The sequence below is a fragment of the Nocardioides sp. P86 genome, from assembly GCF_023712465.1.
Taxonomy (GTDB): Bacteria; Actinomycetota; Actinomycetes; order Propionibacteriales; family Nocardioidaceae; genus Nocardioides; species Nocardioides kribbensis.
On record NZ_JAMAYE010000002.1, the window covers coordinates 226,968 to 244,139 of the forward strand.

15 protein-coding genes are annotated in these 17,172 nt (G+C 74.2%); 10 read left to right on the top strand and 5 right to left on the bottom strand.

Annotated elements, in window-relative coordinates; all coding sequences use genetic code 11:
• The first annotated feature begins 33 nt into the window (after positions 1–33).
• Entirely contained in the window at positions 34–2,328 is a 2,295-nt protein-coding gene (katG, locus tag M3673_RS08640; RefSeq protein ID WP_251533012.1) for a catalase/peroxidase HPI, read from the top strand.
• 94 nt (positions 2,329–2,422) lie between these two features.
• On the opposite strand, the gene M3673_RS08645 is transcribed toward katG, so the two are convergent.
• Complete coding sequence (locus tag M3673_RS08645) at positions 2,423–2,869, bottom strand: pyridoxamine 5'-phosphate oxidase family protein (RefSeq protein WP_193660874.1); 447 nt, start codon at positions 2,867–2,869, stop codon at positions 2,423–2,425.
• Positions 2,870–3,016: 147 nt separating this feature from the next.
• Between M3673_RS08645 and M3673_RS08650 the strand changes: the two genes are divergently transcribed.
• The 8 genes from M3673_RS08650 to M3673_RS08685 all read left to right on the top strand — a co-directional run bounded on the left by M3673_RS08650 (position 3,017) and on the right by M3673_RS08685 (position 11,345).
• Positions 3,017–3,967 (top strand): universal stress protein, encoded by a 951-nt coding sequence (locus M3673_RS08650; RefSeq protein WP_251533014.1) that lies wholly within the window; start codon positions 3,017–3,019, stop codon positions 3,965–3,967.
• 35 nt (positions 3,968–4,002) lie between these two features.
• Complete coding sequence (locus M3673_RS08655; protein WP_251533016.1) at positions 4,003–5,133, top strand: zinc-binding alcohol dehydrogenase family protein; 1,131 nt, start codon at positions 4,003–4,005, stop codon at positions 5,131–5,133.
• Positions 5,130–6,167 (top strand): Atu2307/SP_0267 family LLM class monooxygenase, encoded by a 1,038-nt coding sequence (locus M3673_RS08660; RefSeq protein ID WP_251533018.1) that lies wholly within the window; start codon positions 5,130–5,132, stop codon positions 6,165–6,167. Before M3673_RS08655 ends, M3673_RS08660 begins: the two co-directional genes overlap by 4 nt.
• 123 nt (positions 6,168–6,290) lie before the next feature.
• Entirely contained in the window at positions 6,291–7,271 is a 981-nt protein-coding gene (locus M3673_RS08665; RefSeq protein WP_251533020.1) for a hypothetical protein, read from the top strand.
• 77 nt (positions 7,272–7,348) lie between these two features.
• Entirely contained in the window at positions 7,349–7,894 is a 546-nt protein-coding gene (locus M3673_RS08670) for a molybdopterin-dependent oxidoreductase (RefSeq protein WP_251533023.1), read from the top strand.
• A gap of 62 nt (positions 7,895–7,956) precedes the next feature.
• A complete protein-coding gene (locus M3673_RS08675; RefSeq protein ID WP_251533025.1) occupies positions 7,957–8,694 on the top strand; it encodes an FAD-binding oxidoreductase in 738 nt (245 codons plus the stop codon).
• 17 nt (positions 8,695–8,711) lie between these two features.
• Positions 8,712–9,293, top strand: a complete 582-nt coding sequence (locus tag M3673_RS08680; RefSeq protein WP_193660879.1) for a LysR substrate-binding domain-containing protein — start codon at positions 8,712–8,714, stop codon at positions 9,291–9,293.
• 318 nt (positions 9,294–9,611) lie between these two features.
• Positions 9,612–11,345 (top strand): BCCT family transporter, encoded by a 1,734-nt coding sequence (locus tag M3673_RS08685; protein WP_308196117.1) that lies wholly within the window; start codon positions 9,612–9,614, stop codon positions 11,343–11,345.
• Between the two features lie 48 nt (positions 11,346–11,393).
• Here the strand turns inward: M3673_RS08685 and M3673_RS08690 are convergent, their stop codons facing one another.
• Positions 11,394–12,773, bottom strand: coding sequence for a GuaB1 family IMP dehydrogenase-related protein (locus tag M3673_RS08690; protein ID WP_374108202.1), 1,380 nt, complete (start codon positions 12,771–12,773; stop codon positions 11,394–11,396).
• Between the two features lie 117 nt (positions 12,774–12,890).
• Positions 12,891–13,250, bottom strand: a complete 360-nt coding sequence (locus M3673_RS08695; RefSeq protein WP_056864392.1) for an ankyrin repeat domain-containing protein — start codon at positions 13,248–13,250, stop codon at positions 12,891–12,893.
• An 82-nt stretch (positions 13,251–13,332) separates the two neighbouring features.
• On the opposite strand from M3673_RS08695, the gene galK reads away from it, so the two are divergent.
• A complete protein-coding gene (gene galK, locus M3673_RS08700) occupies positions 13,333–14,511 on the top strand; it encodes a galactokinase (RefSeq protein WP_251533027.1) in 1,179 nt (392 codons plus the stop codon).
• A gap of 46 nt (positions 14,512–14,557) precedes the next feature.
• On the opposite strand, the gene M3673_RS08705 is transcribed toward galK, so the two are convergent.
• Together M3673_RS08705 and M3673_RS19200 are read right to left on the bottom strand one after the other, a co-directional pair.
• A complete protein-coding gene (locus tag M3673_RS08705) occupies positions 14,558–15,892 on the bottom strand; it encodes a DUF2252 domain-containing protein (protein ID WP_251533035.1) in 1,335 nt (444 codons plus the stop codon).
• Positions 15,893–15,993: 101 nt separating this feature from the next.
• On the bottom strand, positions 15,994–17,070 hold the full coding sequence (locus tag M3673_RS19200; protein WP_285839308.1) for a hypothetical protein: 1,077 nt from the start codon (positions 17,068–17,070) through the stop codon (positions 15,994–15,996).
• Positions 17,071–17,172: the final 102 nt, after the last annotated feature.

A 17,172-nucleotide genomic window follows, 5' to 3' on the forward strand; every position in this document is an offset into this window, starting at 1 on the left:
ACCTCAGTGACCGCCACTCCCGAAAGGTTCCAGATGAGCGACAACCAGGACCAGAGCGCCGCGCAGGGCGACACCGCCCCGGTCAGCCCCCAGGGCGTCGACCGCAAGGCCGAGCAGGGCTGCCCCGTCATGCACGACGGCGCCACCGCGCAGGGCAGCGAGAGCGAGAACCCGGTCATCGACTCCCCCACCCCGAAGACCGGCGGACGCCCGCACGGCCTCAAGGACTGGTGGCCCAACTCCCTCGACCTCTCGGTGCTGCACGTGCACTCGACCAAGAGCAACCCGCTGGGCGAGGACTTCGACTACAAGCAGGCCTTCGCCGGCCTCGACGTCGACGCGCTCAAGCAGGACGTCACCCAGGTGCTGCGCACCTCGCAGGACTGGTGGCCCGCCGACTTCGGCCACTACGGCGGCCTGATGATCCGCCTCAGCTGGCACGCCGCCGGCACCTACCGCATCTACGACGGTCGCGGCGGCGCCGGCGACGGCGGCCAGCGCTTCGCCCCGCTCAACAGCTGGCCCGACAACGCCAACCTCGACAAGGCCCGCCGCCTGCTGTGGCCCGTCAAGCAGAAGTACGGCACCAAGGTCTCCTGGGCCGACCTGCTGGTCCTCGCCGGCAACGTCGCCCTCGAGGACATGGGCCTGCCGACCTTCGGCTTCGGCTTCGGCCGTGAGGACGTCTGGGAGCCCGAGGAGATCTTCTGGGGCCCCGAGGACACCTGGCTGGGCGACGAGCGCTACACCGGCGAGCGCGAGCTCCACGAGTCGCTCGGCGCCGTGCAGATGGGCCTGATCTACGTCAACCCCGAGGGCCCCAACGGCAACCCCGACCCGCTGGCCTCGGCCCGCGACATCCGCGAGACCTTCGCCCGCATGGCGATGAACGACGAGGAGACCGTCGCCCTCATCGCCGGCGGCCACACCTTCGGCAAGACCCACGGAGCCGGCGACGCCGACCTCGTGGGCCCCGAGCCCGAAGGCGCGCCGCTGGAGGAGCAGGGCCTGGGCTGGACCAGCCAGTTCGGCTCCGGCAAGGGCGTCGACGCCATCACCTCGGGCCTCGAGGTCACCTGGACCCGCACCCCGGTGCAGTGGAGCAACGACTACTTCGAGTTCCTGTTCGGCTACGAGTGGGAGCTGGAGAAGAGCCCCGCCGGGGCCTACCAGTGGGTGGCCAAGGACGCCGAGGACGTCATCCCCGGCCCGACCGAGGACGCCCCCCGGCGCAGGCCCACCATGCTCACCAGCGACCTCGCGCTGCGCGTGGACCCGGCGTACGAGAAGATCTCGCGGCACTTCCTGGAGAACCCCGAGGAGTTCGCGCTGGCCTTCGCCAAGGCCTGGTACAAGCTGCTGCACCGCGACATGGGCCCGATCAGCCGCTACCTCGGCCCCGAGGTCGCCGAGCCGCAGCTGTGGCAGGACCCCGTGCCGGCCGTCGAGGGCCCGCTGGTCTCCGACGACGACGTCGCCCGCCTCAAGCAGGCGGTGCTGGCCACCGACCTGACGGTCTCCGAGCTCGTCGCCACGGCGTGGGCCTCGGCCGCGACCTTCCGCTCCACCGACAAGCGCGGCGGCGCCAACGGCGCCCGCATCCGCCTCGAGCCGCAGCGCGGCTGGGAGGTCAACCAGCCCGAGCAGCTCGAGCGCGTGCTCGGCGTGCTCGAGGGCGTCCGCAGCGACTTCAACGCCGCGGGCGGGGCGCAGGTCTCGCTGGCCGACCTCATCGTGCTCGCCGGCTCCGCCGCGGTGGAGAAGGCCGCCGCCGACGCCGGCGTCGAGGTGACCGTGCCGTTCCGCGCCGGTCGCACCGACGCCACCCAGGAGCAGACCGACACCGACTCCTTCCGGGTGCTCGAGCCGCGCGCCGACGGGTTCCGCAACTACCTGCGCCCCGGGGAGAAGACCCAGCCCGAGGTGCTCCTGGTCGACCGCGCCTACATGCTCGACCTCACCGCGCCCGAGATGACCGTGCTGGTGGGCGGTCTGCGCGCCCTCGGCGGCAACGTCGGCGGCACCGCCCACGGCGTGCTCACCGACCGGCCCGGCGTGCTCACCAACGACTTCTTCACCCACCTGCTGTCCCCCGGGACCCGCTGGAAGGCCTCGGAGTCGGAGGAGAACGTCTACGAGATCCGCGACGTCGCCACCGACGAGGTGCGCTTCACCGCCACGCCGGTCGACCTGATCTTCGGGTCCAACTCGCAGCTGCGGGCGCTGTCGGAGGTCTACGCCGCCGACGACGCGCGGGAGAAGTTCGTGGGCGACTTCGTCAAGGCCTGGACCAAGGTCATGGAGCTCGACCGCTTCGACCTCGACTGAGCGACGACCCCAGCACCACCAGCACCAGCCCAGCACCACCACGGAGCCGCAGGTCCTCGGACCTGCGGCTCCGTGCCGTCGGTGGGCAGCCGGCTCAGTCGGCGTCGGCCAGCTCCGCGGGCCTCGCCCGCAGCTGGAAGGAGCGGCCCGTCACCACGGTGGGGCGCAACTCCACGACGTCGTACGTCGGGCCCTCCAGCCAGCTCTGGCGCACCTCCGCGTCGAGCCGGTGCTCCTCGCGCTCGTCGAGACGGCGCAGCCGTCCGCGGGCCACCACCGACCACGCCGACGACGTGTCGTGCCAGTCGATCTCGAGCGCCACCTCCGAGTGCAGCGCCGCGGCGAGGAGCTTGCCGCCGGCCGCGGTGCGGAAGAGCAGCGCCCCGTCGTCGACGACGTAGTTGATCGGCACCAGGTGGACCTCGTCGACCAGCCGGTAGGCCAGCCGTCCCAGCTCGTGCCGGGCCAGCCGCTCCCAGCACTCCTCGCTCGTGAGCTCCCCGGCAGCCGCCGGCCCGGTCGGTGCGCTGGCTGTGTCCATGCTGCGAGCCTGCCGCGGCCGGCCCCCGACCCGCAGGGGCGAAGGTCCCGCGGACCGGGGCCCTGGGACAGGTCCGCCACGGGCGGCGCGCGAGGAGCGTGGGGGTGACGGGACAGGCCCGTCACCGACCCGGGAGGACCCGCCACCATGGACAGCACCCGCCCCACCGACCAGACCGCGCCCGGCCGGCCCGACGACACGATCGTCGTGGCCGTCGGCGCCGAGGGCGCGGCCGGCGCGGTCGCCTTCGCGGTGCAGGAGGCCGAGCGCCACCACGCCCCCGTCCACGTCGTGCACGTCGTGCGTGCGGGGGCGGCCAACGGCTATCCCGAGCTCCTCGCCGACGTCTACGCCGCCGCCGACGACACCGTCGGCAGCGCCGTCCGGCTGGCGCGCGACCTCGGGGGGCCCGGCACGGTCGTGACCGGCGAGCGCCTGGACTCCGGCGGGCTCGTCCACGACCTGGTCGACCAGGGGCGCGGTGGCGCCCTCCTGGTGCTCGAGCGACGCGCGACCAGCCGGCTGCACCACGTGATGACCCGCTCCACGCTCAACGGCGTGGCGGCCCGGGCCGCGGTGCCCGTCGTCTCGGTGCCCACCGGCTGGCGACGGCCCCCGGCCGGCGCGGCCTCGGTGGTCACCGTGGGCGCGCAGGACGCGGGCGAGGCCGAGCCGCTCCTGCGCACGGCCTTCGAGCTGGCCCGCGAGCGCGGGTCGAGCCTGCGGGTGGTGCACTCCTGGTGGGCCCGTGGGCTCTGGTCCCCCGTCATCGACACCACCGTGCGCGCCGACTGGGAGGGCCGCGCACGCCGGGAGCTGGAGGCAGCCGTCGAGCCCCTGCGCGCGGGCTTCCCCGAGGTGCCGGTGGTGCTCCACGTGCGCCCCGAGCCCCCGGTCGAGGCCCTGCTCGACGCGGCGGGCCGCTCCGGCCTCGTCGTGGTCGGCCGGCGGCACCACCTCCTGCCGGTCGGGTCGCACCTCGGGCCGGTCGCCCGGGCCGTGCTCGACCACGCCACCTGCCCCGTGCTGATCGCCCCGGAGGCCGTCGCACCCCGCCGCTCGCGCACCCGGCGGGCCCCGGCCACGACGGGCGGCTGACCCGCGCTCACCGGCCGCCGGGCATCCTCGGGGCCATGAGCGAACAGAGCCCAGCCGCCACCCCCGACCCCTCGAGTGCGCCCGGCACCACGCCCGGCACGACCGCGCCCGGTGCGACCATGCGCGCCGTCGGACTGCGTCGGTGCCTGCCGGTCACCGACCCCGAGTCGCTCGTCGACGTCGAGCTGCCCCGCCCCGACGTGGGCCCGCGCGACCTGCTCGTCGAGGTGCGAGCGGTGTCGGTCAACCCCGTCGACACCAAGGTGCGCAGCGGCGCGATCCCCGACGACCGCGCCGACGAGCGTCCCGACGGGGTGCGCGTGCTCGGCTACGACGCGGCGGGCGTGGTCGTCGAGGTCGGCTCCGAGGTCGAGCTCTTCGCCGTCGGCGACGAGGTCTACTACGCCGGCCACCTGATGCGGCAAGGCTCCGACGCCGAGCTCCACGCGGTCGACGAGCGCCTCGTGGGACGCAAGCCCTCCACCCTCGGCTTCGCCGAGGCCGCCGCCCTCCCGCTGACCGCGATCACCGCGTGGGAGGGCCTCTTCGACAAGCTCCGCCTCCACGAGGCCAGCCGGGGTACGCTGCTGCTGCCCGGAGCCGCCGGCGGTGTCGGGTCGATGGTGCTGCAGCTGGTGCGCGAGCTGCTGCCCGGTGTGCGGGTGGTGGCCACGGCGTCACGGGCCGAGTCCCGGGCCTGGGTGGAGCAGCTGGGCGCAGCGGCCGTCGTGGACCACCGTGCCGACGACCTGCTCGACCAGGTGCGCCTCGCCGCTCCCGACGGCGTCGCCTGGGTCTTCACCAGCCGCGTGGAGCAGCCCGGCCAGCTCGAGCTCTACACCGAGGTCCTCGACCCCTTCGGCGAGATCGTCGCCATCGACGACCCCGAGGTGCTCGACATCGCCGCGCTCAAGCCCAAGAGCCTCTCGGTGCACTGGGAGCTGATGTTCACCCGCGCGCTGACCGGCGGCGAGCAGCAACGCAGCCAGCACGACCTGCTCGACCGCGTCGCCGACCTCGTCGACGCCGGTCGTGTGCGCTCCACCGCCACCACCGTCCTGTCGCCGATCAACGCCGCTACGCTGCGACGGGCCCACGGCCTGGTCGAGGACGGCCACGTGGTGGGCAAGGTCGTCGTCGCAGCAGCAGGAGAGGTCCCGGCGTGAAGATCGGCATCGACAGCTTCGTCTCGGTGGTCACCGACCCCGACACCGGTCGCGAGATCGGTCCCCAGGAGCGGGTCGCCCACCTGCTGGAGGAGGTCGAGCGGGCCGACCAGGTCGGCCTCGACAGCTACGGCATCGGGGAGCACCACCGCAGCGAGTACCTCGACTCCGCACCGGCCGTGCTGCTGGCCGCCGCCGCGGCACGCACGCGTGACATCCGGCTCAACAGCGCCGTGACGGTGCTTAGCGCCAGCGACCCGGTCAGGGTGTTCCAGGAGTTCGCCACCCTCGACCTCGTCTCCGGTGGTCGCATCGACCTCGTCGTCGGGCGCGGCTCCTTCGTGGAGTCCTTCCCGCTCTTCGGTCTCGACCTCGACGACTACGACTCGCTCTTCGCCGAGAAGCTCGACCTGCTGCTGCGCCTGCGCGAGCAGCCGCACGTCACCTGGACGGGCCGCCACCGCCCCGCCCTGACCGGCCAGGGCGTCTACCCCCGGCCCGTGCAGGACCCCTTCCCGATCTGGGTCGGGGCGGGTGGCACCCCGTCGTCCTTCGCCCGCGCCGGCGGCCTGGGCCTGCCGCTGATGGTGGCGATCATCGGCGGGCAGCCCGCGCGCTTCAAGCCGCTGGTCGACCTCTACCGCGAGACCGGGCGTCGCGCCGGCCACGACCCGGCCACCCTCAAGGTGGGGCTGCACTGCTTCGGCTTCGTCGGCGACAGCGACCAGCAGGCCGCCGACGACTTCTACCCCGGCTGGCAGGAGATGTTCACCACGATCGGCCGCGAGCGGGGGTTCGGTGCCCCGGGACGCGCGCAGTACGACGCCACGGTCGCCCCCGACGGGGCCTTCCTGATCGGCTCCCCCGAGACGGTGGCGCAGAAGATGCTGCGCATCGACGCCGACCTCGGCGGCGTCGACCGGATCTCGCTGCAGATGACCAACATCCGTCTGGCGCACGACAACCTCCTGCACGGCATCGAGCTGCTCGGCACCGAGGTCGCCCCCCGCGTGCGCCGGGCGCTCGACGGCTGAGCGCCGCGCCACCCCGGGCGGCACCGGGGTGAGGCTTTGCCGGCGAAGTCCTCACCCCGGGCCGGGCGGGGCCGACCGGGAGGGGGACCCCCTGTCCAGCGACACCTCCCGGAAGGCTCCCCCATGCCGATCCCCCGCACCCTGGCGGCGACCGCGGTCGCCGTCCTCGCCGTCTCCGGCCTCGCCACCACCGCCGACGCCGCCCCGCGCGACCGTGACGGCGACGGCATGTCCGACCGCTACGAGCGCCGTCACGGCTTCGACCCGACCGAGGCCGGCGACGCCCGCGGAGACGCCGACAAGGACGGCCTCAGCAACCGCCGCGAGTCGCAGGAGCGCACCGACCCGCGCGCTGAGGACACCGACGGCGACGGCCAGGACGACGCCGACGAGCTGCGCGGCAAGGCGCGCGGCTCCGACCCGCGTGACGAGGACAGCGACGACGACGGCACGCTCGACGGCGACGAGGACTCCGACGGCGACGACGTGGCCGACGAGGACGAGGACGACGCCCGCGAGCCCTGCGCGAAGGACGACGACGACTCCGACTCCGACGGCGTCGCCGACGAGGACGAGAACGAGCTCGGACTCGGCTCCGACGACTCCGACTCCGACGACGACGGCACGCCCGACGGCGAGGAGGACTCCGACGACGACGGGCGTCTCGACGAGGACGGCGACGACCACGACGACGACGCCTGCGACGGCGACCGGGACGGCGACGGCCACCACGACGAGGACGAGGACGACCTCGTCGGGGCCATCGTCTCCTTCGACGCCGTCACGGGCAGGCTCGTGGTCGGATCGGGGACCGACACGCTGACCGGGCTGGTCACCGACGACACCGAGATCGAGCTCGAGACCCGTGACGAGGACCACGACGACTCCGACGACGGGGACGACGACGGGGACGACGACGGGGACGACGACGGGGACGACGACGGTGAGGAGGAGGACGGCGTGGTGGACCGCCGCCGTGGCGGCGACGACACCGGGAGCACCACCGACCTCGTCGTGGGGGCGGAGGTCGCCGAGCTGGACTTCGTGCGCGGCACCGACGTCCTGGAGGAGGTCGTGGTCTACGTCGTGCCCGCCGGCGGCTGAGCCCACCGGCGCGGGCGTGGGGCGGCGGGGCAGGATGGGGCCTGCTCGCCGTCCCACGACCCGTCCGAGGAGCACCCGTGCCCGTCACCCGAGGCTTCAGCGGCCGCCCGCGCCGGGGCCGTCCCGACCGCCTGCCCCCGGGGCAGTACGACACCGGCCGCGACTGGCCGGTGCTCACCGCCGAGGTCGCCCCCGTCGTCGACCCCGCCCGCTGGTCGCTGACCGTCGACGGCGAGGTCGAGCGGTCGACCACGTGGAGCTGGGAGGAGCTGCGCGCGCTGCCGGGCTCGACGTACGACGGGGACATCCACTGCGTGACGACCTGGTCGATGCTGGAGACCAGCTTCACCGGCGTGTCCGTCGACGTGCTGCTCGACGCCGCCGGACCCACGGCGTCGGCCACCCACGTGATGGCGCACGCCACGACCGGCTACACCACCAACCTCCCGCTGGCGGACCTGCGCGGCGGCAGGGCGTGGGTGGTCTGGGAGCACGAGGGCCGTCCGCTGCCGGCCGAGCACGGTGGTCCGGTGCGCCTGCTGGTGCCCCACCTGTACTTCTGGAAGTCGGCCAAGTGGGTCACCCGCCTGGAGCTCATGGACCGTGACCGCCCGGGCTTCTAAGAGGCCAACGGCTACCACGACCGCGGCGACCCGTGGCTGGAGCAGCGCTACCAGGGCGACCCGTGAGCACCGCCTCCACCGCGGCCGCCCCGGTCGGTCGCTGGACCACCGGCCGCGTGGTCGAGGTGGTGCACGAGGGCACGGCGCTGCTGCGGGTGCGCCTCGAGGTCGCCGACCGCGTCGACCACCTCCCCGGTCAGCACTACGTGGTCCGCCTGCGCGCCGACGACGGCTACACCGCCCAGCGGTCCTACTCCGTGGCCTCCGACCCGGGCGACCCGCTCCTGGAGCTGCTCGTCGAGCACCTCCCCGGCGGTGAGGTCTCCGGCTTCCTCCACGAGGTGCTCGAGGTCGGCGACGTGCTCGAGCTGCGCGGGCCGATCGGCGGCTGGTTCACCTGGGGCGGGGCCGGCGACCTCGTGCCGGCCGTGTGCGTCGTCGGCGGCACCGGCGTCGTGCCGGCCGTGGCGATGCTGCGCCACGCCCGGCGGCTCGGGGCGTCCGACCGGCTCCGCGTCGTCGCGGTCGGGCGCACCCGCGCCGCCCTGCCCTACGCCGAGGAGCTGGGCGCCGCCGGCGCGCTCGTGGCGCTGACGCGCGAGAACCTCACCGGCGCCGACGGGTCGGTGCGGGTGGCGGCGCCGCCGTACGTCGACGAGGTGCGCGACCTCGTGGAGGGTGTCGACCGGGCCTACGTGTGCGGGTCGGCCGGCTTCGCCTCCTTCGCCACCCGGCTGCTCGGCGAGGCCGGGATGCGCGCGACGGGGATCAGGGTCGAGCAGTTCGGGGCCAGCGGCTGACCCGTACCCTCGGGCCCATGACCACCCCCTTCCGCGTCGGCTTCGTCACCGGGGCCACCCCCGACAAGTGGGCCGAGACGTGGCGCCGCCGCTCCCGCGTGCCGCTCGAGCTGGTGCCGGTGGAGGAGCCGGAGCAGGAGCAGGGTCTGCGCGACGGCACGCTCGACATGGCGCTGGTGCGACTGCCCGTCGACCGCGACGCCCTGCACTGCATCCCGCTCTACGAGGAGGTGCCGGTCGTGGTGGTCGGCCACGAGCACGTCGTGACGGCTGTGGACGAGGTGGAGCTGGCCGACCTGGCCGAGGAGCAGCTGGTGCGGCCCCACGTGAGCGGCTGGCGGCCGGAGGCGCCGCAGCTGGCGTGGCCGGCGATGAGCCTGCCCGAGGCGGTGGAGACCGTCGCCGCCGGCACCGGGGTGCTGCTGGCGCCGATGTCGGTCGCCCGCCTGCTGCGCCGCAAGGACACGGCGTACCGGCCCGTGGTCGACCTGCCGGCCACCCGTGTCGGGCTGGCCTGGAGGCTCGACCGCGACGACGAGCGGATCCAGACCTTCATCGGCATCGTGCGGGGCCGCACGGAGCGCAGCTCGCGCGGCTGACGGACCCGGTCGCACCACGGGCCCGGGTCGCACCGTCGGTCGGGCCGGCATCCGCTGACCGGACGTCACCGGTCGGACATCGCCCGCAGGGGTGAGCCGGGTTGTGCTCGCAGCGCGCGGCCTGACATGGTCGAATGTCCGATTCTCGCGTACCGCGCGGGTCGGGCCCGTCCCACTGCCCCGATCGACCGAGGAGGCGGCGTCCCCGCGCCGAGACCCGTGACGACACAGCAAGAGCGACCGAAGTCCACGCCGACACCAGCGGAGACCGAGCGCGCCCCGCGCGCCCGCGACGCGTTCGAGTCCCCCACGGGGGCCGTGATCCCGCAGCACATCGAGACCCACCCCGCCCTCGACCGCCCGGTCGAGGAGGGGCGTCCGGCCCGCCCCGGCCTGGACAAGGCCGTCTTCGGCGTCACGGCCGCCCTGGCCGTCGCGTTCCTGGTCTGGGGCTTCGTCAGCACCGACTCCCTGGCCTCGGCCTCCAGCGACGCGCTGACCTGGGTGATGACCAACACCGGCTGGCTGTTCGTGCTGACCACGAGCTCCTTCGTGGTGTTCGTGCTGTGGCTGGCCCTGGGCAAGTACGGCCGGATCCCCCTGGGCCGTGACGACGACGAGCCCGAGTTCCGGACCATCTCGTGGATCGCGATGATGTTCAGCGCCGGCATGGGCATCGGCCTGATGTTCTACGGCGTCAGCGAGCCGCTCACCTTCTTCACCACCCCTCCCCCGGGCACCGGCGAGGCGGGCAACCCCGAAGCCGCCCAGACGGCGCTGGCCACCACGATGTTCCACTGGACCCTGCACCCGTGGGCCATCTACGCCGTCGTCGGTCTCTCCATCGCCTACGGCGTCTACCGCAAGGGCCGCGTGCAGCTGGTCTCCGCCGCCTTCGAGCCGCTGCTGGGCCGTCACGCCCGCGGCAAGGGCGGCAAGGTCATCGACATGCTGGCGATCTTCGCCACGCTCTTCGGCTCCGCTGCCTCGCTCGGCCTGGGCGCGATCCAGATCCGCAGCGGGCTCGAGATCGTCGCCGGCATCGGTCCGGTCGGCAACGGCGTGCTGGTGGGCATCATCGCGGTGCTCACCGTGGCCTTCGTGCTCTCGGCCGTCTCGGGCGTGGCCAAGGGCATCCAGTGGCTCTCCAACATCAACATGGTGCTCGCCGTGGCGCTGGCGCTCTTCGTCTTCGTCGTCGGCCCGACCGTGTTCATCCTCAACCTGGTGCCGACCTCGATCGGCAGCTACGTCGGCGACCTGCCGATGATGGCCGCCCGCACCGGCGCCGAGGGGGCCGAGACGCAGGAGTGGCTGCAGTCCTGGACCGTCTTCTACTGGGCGTGGTGGGTGTCCTGGACCCCCTTCGTCGGCATGTTCCTGGCCCGCATCTCGCGCGGTCGCACCATCCGCCAGTTCGTCACCGGGGTGCTGCTGGTGCCGAGCGCGGTCAGCCTGCTGTGGTTCTGCGTCTTCGGCGGCACGGCCATCGACCTGCAGGACAGCGGCATCGACGTCTTCGGCGACGGTGCGGCCGAGTCGCAGCTCTTCTCCACCCTCGACCAGTTCCCCCTGGCCACGGTGGCCAGCGTCGTCGTGATGGTGCTGGTGGCGATCTTCTTCGTCTCCGGCGCCGACGCCGCCTCGATCGTCATGGGCACCCTCTCGGAGGGCGGCACGACCGAGCCGCGCCGCCCCACGGTGGTGTTCTGGGGCGTGGCCACCGGTGCCGTCGCCGCGGTGATGCTGCTGGTGGGCGGCGACGACGCCCTCACCGGGCTGCAGACCATCACGATCGTGGCGGCGCTGCCCTTCGTCGTCGTCATGATCGGCCTGGCGGTCTCGCTGGTGAAGGACCTCTCGACCGACCCGCTGGTGGTGCGCCGCCAGTACGCCGTCGAGGCGGTCGAGAGCGCCGTGGTCGCCGGCGTGACCGAGCACGGCGACGACTTCGTGCTCTCCACCGAGAAGGACCCCGACGCGGCGCCCGACCCGGCGCCCCGCACGGCGTCCGGGACGGTGGCCGACCCGGCGCGCACCCCGGGCGCCTGACGAGCGGCACCCGCAGCACGACGAGCGCGCGTCAGGGGCGCCCGCAGGTCACCAGCTGGTGGCCAGCGGGCGCCCCTCGGCGTATCCCGAGGCCGACTGCACGCCGATGACCGCGCGCTCGCGCAGCTCGGCCAGCGACGCGGCCCCGGCGTAGGTGCACGCCGAGCGCACACCCGAGCAGATCTGGTCGATGAGGTCCTCCACCCCCGGACGGGCCGGGTCGAGGTACATCCGCGAGGACGAGATGCCCTCCTCGTAGAGCCCCTTGCGAGCGCGATCGAAGGCCGACTCGGTCGAGGTGCGGTGGGCCACGGCGCGCGCCGAGGCCATGCCGAAGGAGACCTTGTAGGCCCGGCCGTCGGAGTCGGTCACCAGGTCGCCCGGCGACTCGTGGGTGCCGGCGAACCAGGAGCCGATCATCACGCTGGAGGCACCGGCCGCCAGCGCCAGCGCCACGTCGCGCGGGTGCCGCACGCCGCCGTCGGCCCACACCCGGGCCCCCAGGTCGCGCGCGGCCGCCGAGCAGTCGAGCACGGCGCTCAGCTGCGGGCGCCCCACCCCCGTCATCATCCGGGTGGTGCACATGGCGCCGGGACCCACACCGACCTTGACGACGTCGGCGCCGGCCTCGACCAGCGCCCGGGTGCCCTCGGCCGACACCACGTTGCCGGCCACCACCGGCACCTGCGGCGAGAGCGCCCGCACGGCGCGCAGCGCGTCGACCATGCGGTCCTGGTGGCCGTGGGCGGTGTCGACGACGAGGCAGTCCACGCCCGCGGCCAGCAGGTCGGCGGCCTTGCCGGCCACGTCGCCGTTGACGCCGACGGCCGCGGCGATCCGCAGACCGCCGGTCGCGTCCACGGCCGGGGTGTAGACGGTGGCGCGCAGGGCCCCGGTGCGGGTGAGCACCCCGGCGAGGGTGCCGTCGGGGTGCACCGCGACGGCCACGGCCGCGCGGGCCCGGTCGATGGCGTCGAAGGCCGCACGCGGGTCACTGCCCGCGGCGATGGTCACCGGCTCGGTGTTCATCACGTCGCCCACCTGGGCGAAGCGGTCGACGTCGGTGCAGTCGGCCTCCGACACGACCCCCACGGGACGCCCGTCCTCGACCACGACGGCGGCGCGGTGTGCGCGCTTGGGGATCAGCGACAGCGCCTCGGCCACCGTCTGGTGGCGCCCCAGCACGATGGGGGTGTCGAGCACGTGGTGGCGCTCCTTGACGTAGCGCACCACGTCGGCCACCACCGGGATCGGGATGTCCTGGGGCACGACCACGAGACCGCCGCGACGTGCCACGGTCTCGGCCATCCGCTTGCCGGCGATGGCGGTCATGTTGGCGACCACCAGCGGCAGCGTGGCGCCGGTGCCGTCATCGGTGGCGAGGTCGACGTCGTAGCGGCTGGCCACCGCCGAGGAGCGGGGCACCATGAAGACGTCGTCGTAGGTCAGGTCGTACGGCGGAGCCGCGTCGGAGAGGAAGCGCACGGGGCGCGATGCTACGCGCCGGTGCCGACGCCGGGCCGGGGCCGGGCGCGTCGCGGGCCCCTAGCCGAGGTCGCGGCCGAACATCTCGGCCGTGGCGCGGGCGGTGGGGCTCCCCGCGTCCAGGTCGGCCCCGAGGGCGAGCAGGGCCGCGACCACGTCGTCCTCGCCCTTGAACACCGCCCCGGCGAGGGGGGACTGGCCCCGGTCGTTGAGCCGGTCCACGTCGGCGCCCCGAGCGGCCAGGGCCGAGGTCGTGGCCGCGTGGCCGTGGTAGGCGGCGAGCATGAGCAGGGTGTTGCCCGCTGCGTCGGTGAGGTCGACCGGCACACCCGCCTCGACGTAGGCCAGCAGGCGCTCGGTGTGCCCCTCGCGGGCCAGGTCGAACATCTGGTGGGCCAGGTCGATCAGCTGCTCGTCCATCGAGCCAGTATGTCGCGGGGCCCCGAGGACCGGGCCGGCGAGGGGTCACCGGACATGTTTGCGCTCCCATAGGCTGACGCTCATGTCGTTCCTGGACCCCGGCGCCCCCGAGGCGCTCACCACGACCCTCACGGCCGCGTTCGCCGCACGCTTCGGCGCGGAGCCGACGGTGGTCGCCCGCGCGCCCGGCCGGGTCAACCTCATCGGCGAGCACACCGACTACAACGCCGGACTCGTGCTCCCGGTGGCCCTGCCCCACGCCACCTACGCCGCGGTGCGGCCCCGCGACGACGGCCGGCTGCGGGTGGGCAGCCTGCAGGCCGAGGGGCTGTGGGAGGGCCGCCTGGCCGACCTGGGTCCCGACCTCGACGCCGGCTGGGCCGGCTACGCCGTGGGGGTGGTCTGGGCGCTGGGCCGCGAGGGCCTCGACGTCACGGGCCTCGACGTCCTCGTCGACTCCACCGTGCCCCTCGGCGCCGGGCTGTCGAGCTCGGCGGCCCTGGAGTGCGCGGTGGGGGCAGCGGCGCTGGCGCTGCTCGGGGTGGACCTCGACCCCGAGGGCCGACGCCGTCTGGTCGCCGCGGCCATCAGCGCCGAGACCGAGGTCGTCGGCGCCCCGACCGGGGGCATGGACCAGACCGTCTCGGTCCACGCCGCCGCGGGCACGGCGCTGCTCGTCGACTTCGCCGACGGCTCGACCCGCGACGTCGCCCTCCCCCTGGCCGCGGCCGACCTCGTGCTGCTGGTCACCGACACGCGGGTCAGCCACGCGCTCGTCGACGGCGGCTACGCCTCGCGCCGCGCCGACTGCGAGGAGGCCGCGCGCCGCCTCGGCGTGCCCACGCTGCGCGAGACCACCGCGCAGGCCGTGGAGCGCCTCGACGACGACCGGCTGCGCCGACGCGCGCGCCACGTCGTCACCGAGATCGCGCGGGTCACCGAGGTGGTCGGTGCCCTCGCCGCGGGCGACTGGGGTCAGGTCGGCCGCTGCTTCCTGGCCTCCCACGTCTCGATGCGCGACGACTTCGAGATCTCCTGCCCCGAGCTCGACGCCGCGGTCGAGACCGCTGTGCAGGCCGGCGCACTGGCCGCGCGCATGACCGGCGGCGGCTTCGGAGGCTCGAGCGTGGCCGTGGTGCCCGCCGACCGTGTCGAGGCCGTCGCCCGCGCGATCGACGCCCGCTTCGTGGCCGACGGCTTCCGGGAGCCGGCCCACCTGGTGGCCACGCCGTCCGCCGGCGCCGGGATCGTCGCGCGCTGAGCGACCCCGCCCCCGACCCCGGCGTCGGGACGGACCTCGGGGCGGATCAGGTCGAGGAGACGCCGATCCGGCCCTCGCGGAAGGCCCGCACGAAGAGCTCGTGGTCGTCGCGCACCTGGTCGGCGTAGGACAGCCCGAAGTCGGTGACCCAGGAGGTGAACTCGCGGCGGCGGCCCTCGAGGCTGGCCGCGATCGCCTCCTCGACCTGGAAGTCCACGAGGTCCTGGTCACTGTCCTCGTCGGAGGCGCAGTGGATCTTGGCCGTCGCGCGCCCGAGCAGGTCGACGACGTGCGCGATGTCGTCGGGCTCGGTGAGGTCGCGCCAGTCGAGGTCGACCTCGTAGGGCGAGACCTCGGCGACGACGTAGCCGGTGCCGTCGACCTCGGTGAACCCCAGCAGCGGGTCGGTGTGCACCTGCAGCGCGCGCTGGCTGACCACGGTGCGGTGGCCCTCGTGCTGGAAGTAGGACTCGACCGCGCTGGTGTCGACGAAGCGGCTGATCGCGGGCACGTTGGCCTGCTTCATCGACAGGATCACGTCGTTGTCGAGGGCCTGGCTGGCGCCCTCGATGAGCAGGTTGTAGGCGGGCAGACCGGCGCTGCCGATGCCGAAGCCCGACTTGCCGACGACGTCGCGCAGGTCGTAGAAGAGCGCCCGGTCGGAGCGGCGGTCCTCGGGGATCGACTCGAGGTAGAGCGCGTAGGCCCGCTCCACCGTGCGGCGCTCGGCCTGCCCGAGGCGGCGCACGGAGCGGTCGTCGAGGAAGACCCTGCTGCCCTCGGAGCGGTGGGTGTTGGCGTCGAGGAGCTCGGCGCGACGCTGCTGGCGCGCGTCGACCAGCGCGGCGTGGATCGGGCCCTCGGTGTTGTCGAGGTGCAGGGCGAAGTCGTCCTCGTCGCTGCGGCGGTACTCGTCGACCTGGGCGAGGTAGGCCCGCAGGTAGCGACCGATCAGGCGCCGCACGTCGTCCTCGGGCAGCGCCTTCTGCCAGCCGACCAGAGCCAGGGACGCCGCGAAGCGCTGCAGGTCCCACACGAAGCGCCCGAGGTAGGCCTCGTCGAAGTCGTTGACGTCGAAGACCAGGCGACCGTCGGAGTTGAGGTAGGTGCCGAAGTTTTCCACGTGCAGGTCGCCGTGGACCCAGATCCGGCCGCTGCGCTCGTCGCTGAAGGGGTCGCCCCCGTGCTCGCCGTCGCCGGTCACGTCGGCGTAGAACAGGCACGCCGTGCCGCGGTAGAAGGCGTGCGGGTCGGAGGCCATCTTGCGGTACTTCCCGCGGAACGCGGCCGGGTCGGCCTTCATGAGCGGCGCGAAGGCGTCGCCCAGGGTCGAGACGATCAGGTCGGTACGGCGCTCTGCGCCGGCGTCGGTCGGAGCCATGGGTGCAGTCTGCCCGTCGGGCGGTCGCCCCCGGGGTGAGGCGAGGGTGGTCGGATCGCGGTATACCGGACGGTAACCGCACGACCGACACCACAGGAGGCTCACGTGGCCCGCAAGAAGCTCGGCAAGATCAAGGACCTCACCGGCGAGGTGACGAGCGCGGCCGCGGGTGCGGCGGCCGGCGCCGCCGGCGGCGTGAAGGATGCCGTGAAGGGAGTGGCCAAGCTGCCGCTCGACGTGGCCGGCAAGGCTGCCGGGACCGTCACGTCATTGGTGCCCGGACGCAAGGGCGCGGCCGGCACTGCGCCGGCCCCCACCGAGGCGGCGGTCCCCGCGTCGACCTCGGCGCCCACCGGGCCCGCCCCGACCCCCGCGTCCTCGGGCAAGGTCGCCGGCGACCCGGTCGCGCCGGCCGCGAAGTCCCCCGCCGCGAGGACGCCGGCGGCGACGACCTCCACGAAGAAGTCCGCGGCGAGGGATACCGCCGCCACGAAGGCCCCCGCGGGGCCGACAGCGTCGACGAAGGCCGCCGTGCCCGACCCGGCCGCCCCGGCGAAGAAGGCCCCCGCGAAGAAGGCCCCCGCGAAGCCGACAGCCTCGACGAAGACCGCCGTGCCCGATCCGGCCGCCCCGGCGAAGAAGGCCCCGGCGAAGAAGTCCCCGGCCACGAAGGCCACGAAGACTGCCGCCTCGTCGGCTCCCGAGACGTCCATCGATGCCGCAGCCGACCCGGAGCACGTCGACGCGACCCCGGCCGACGTCGCCAGGACCGCCTCCATGGGAGCCGCCGACGCCACGGCCGGTTCGTCGAGCGACGGCCCGGGCGACAAGCTGCCGGCACGCGCGGCCGCGTCGGAGGACTCCCCCGCGACCACGACTGCCGCGACGAAGGCCCCGGCGAAGAAGACCCCGGCAACGAAGAAGACCTCTGCCACCAAGACCACGGGCACGAAGACCGCGGGCACGAAGTCTGCGGCGACCAAGGCCGCCGCCACGAAGGCGCCGACGGCGAAGAAGACGGCGAAGAAGACGGCGACGGCGAAGTCGCCGTCGACCGCCACGAAGTCGGCGGCCACGCCGGCCTCCGCCGACGCCGCCGCCGGCGCGGTGCCGAGCCCTGCGGTGGTCGCGGAGGCCATCGACCACGCGCCGCCGAAGACCGCCGACGCGCCGGTCACCGACGAGGGCTCGTCCGGGTCGTCCGACTCCTGAGCCAGCACGGCCCGTGACGCACGGAGGCCGCGCACCGTCGGTCCCCCCTCGACCGGTGCGCGGCCTCC

Bases quoted from the DNA above. Each gene is read 5' to 3' on its own strand.
- M3673_RS08645 (WP_193660874.1), bottom strand. From the start codon at position 2,869: ATGGACACAGCCAGCGCACCGACCGGGCCGGCGGCTGCCGGGGAGCTC.
- katG (WP_251533012.1), top strand. From the start codon at position 34: ATGAGCGACAACCAGGACCAGAGCGCCGCGCAGGGCGACACCGCCCCG.
- M3673_RS08680 (WP_193660879.1), top strand. From the start codon at position 8,712: ATGACCACCCCCTTCCGCGTCGGCTTCGTCACCGGGGCCACCCCCGAC.
- M3673_RS08690 (WP_374108202.1), bottom strand. From the start codon at position 12,773: ATGGTGCCCCGCTCCTCGGCGGTGGCCAGCCGCTACGACGTCGACCTC.
- M3673_RS08705 (WP_251533035.1), bottom strand. From the start codon at position 15,892: ATGGCTCCGACCGACGCCGGCGCAGAGCGCCGTACCGACCTGATCGTC.
- M3673_RS08695 (WP_056864392.1), bottom strand. From the start codon at position 13,250: ATGGACGAGCAGCTGATCGACCTGGCCCACCAGATGTTCGACCTGGCC.
- M3673_RS08655 (WP_251533016.1), top strand. From the start codon at position 4,003: ATGAGCGAACAGAGCCCAGCCGCCACCCCCGACCCCTCGAGTGCGCCC.
- M3673_RS08665 (WP_251533020.1), top strand. From the start codon at position 6,291: ATGCCGATCCCCCGCACCCTGGCGGCGACCGCGGTCGCCGTCCTCGCC.
- M3673_RS08650 (WP_251533014.1), top strand. From the start codon at position 3,017: ATGGACAGCACCCGCCCCACCGACCAGACCGCGCCCGGCCGGCCCGAC.
- galK (WP_251533027.1), top strand. From the start codon at position 13,333: ATGTCGTTCCTGGACCCCGGCGCCCCCGAGGCGCTCACCACGACCCTC.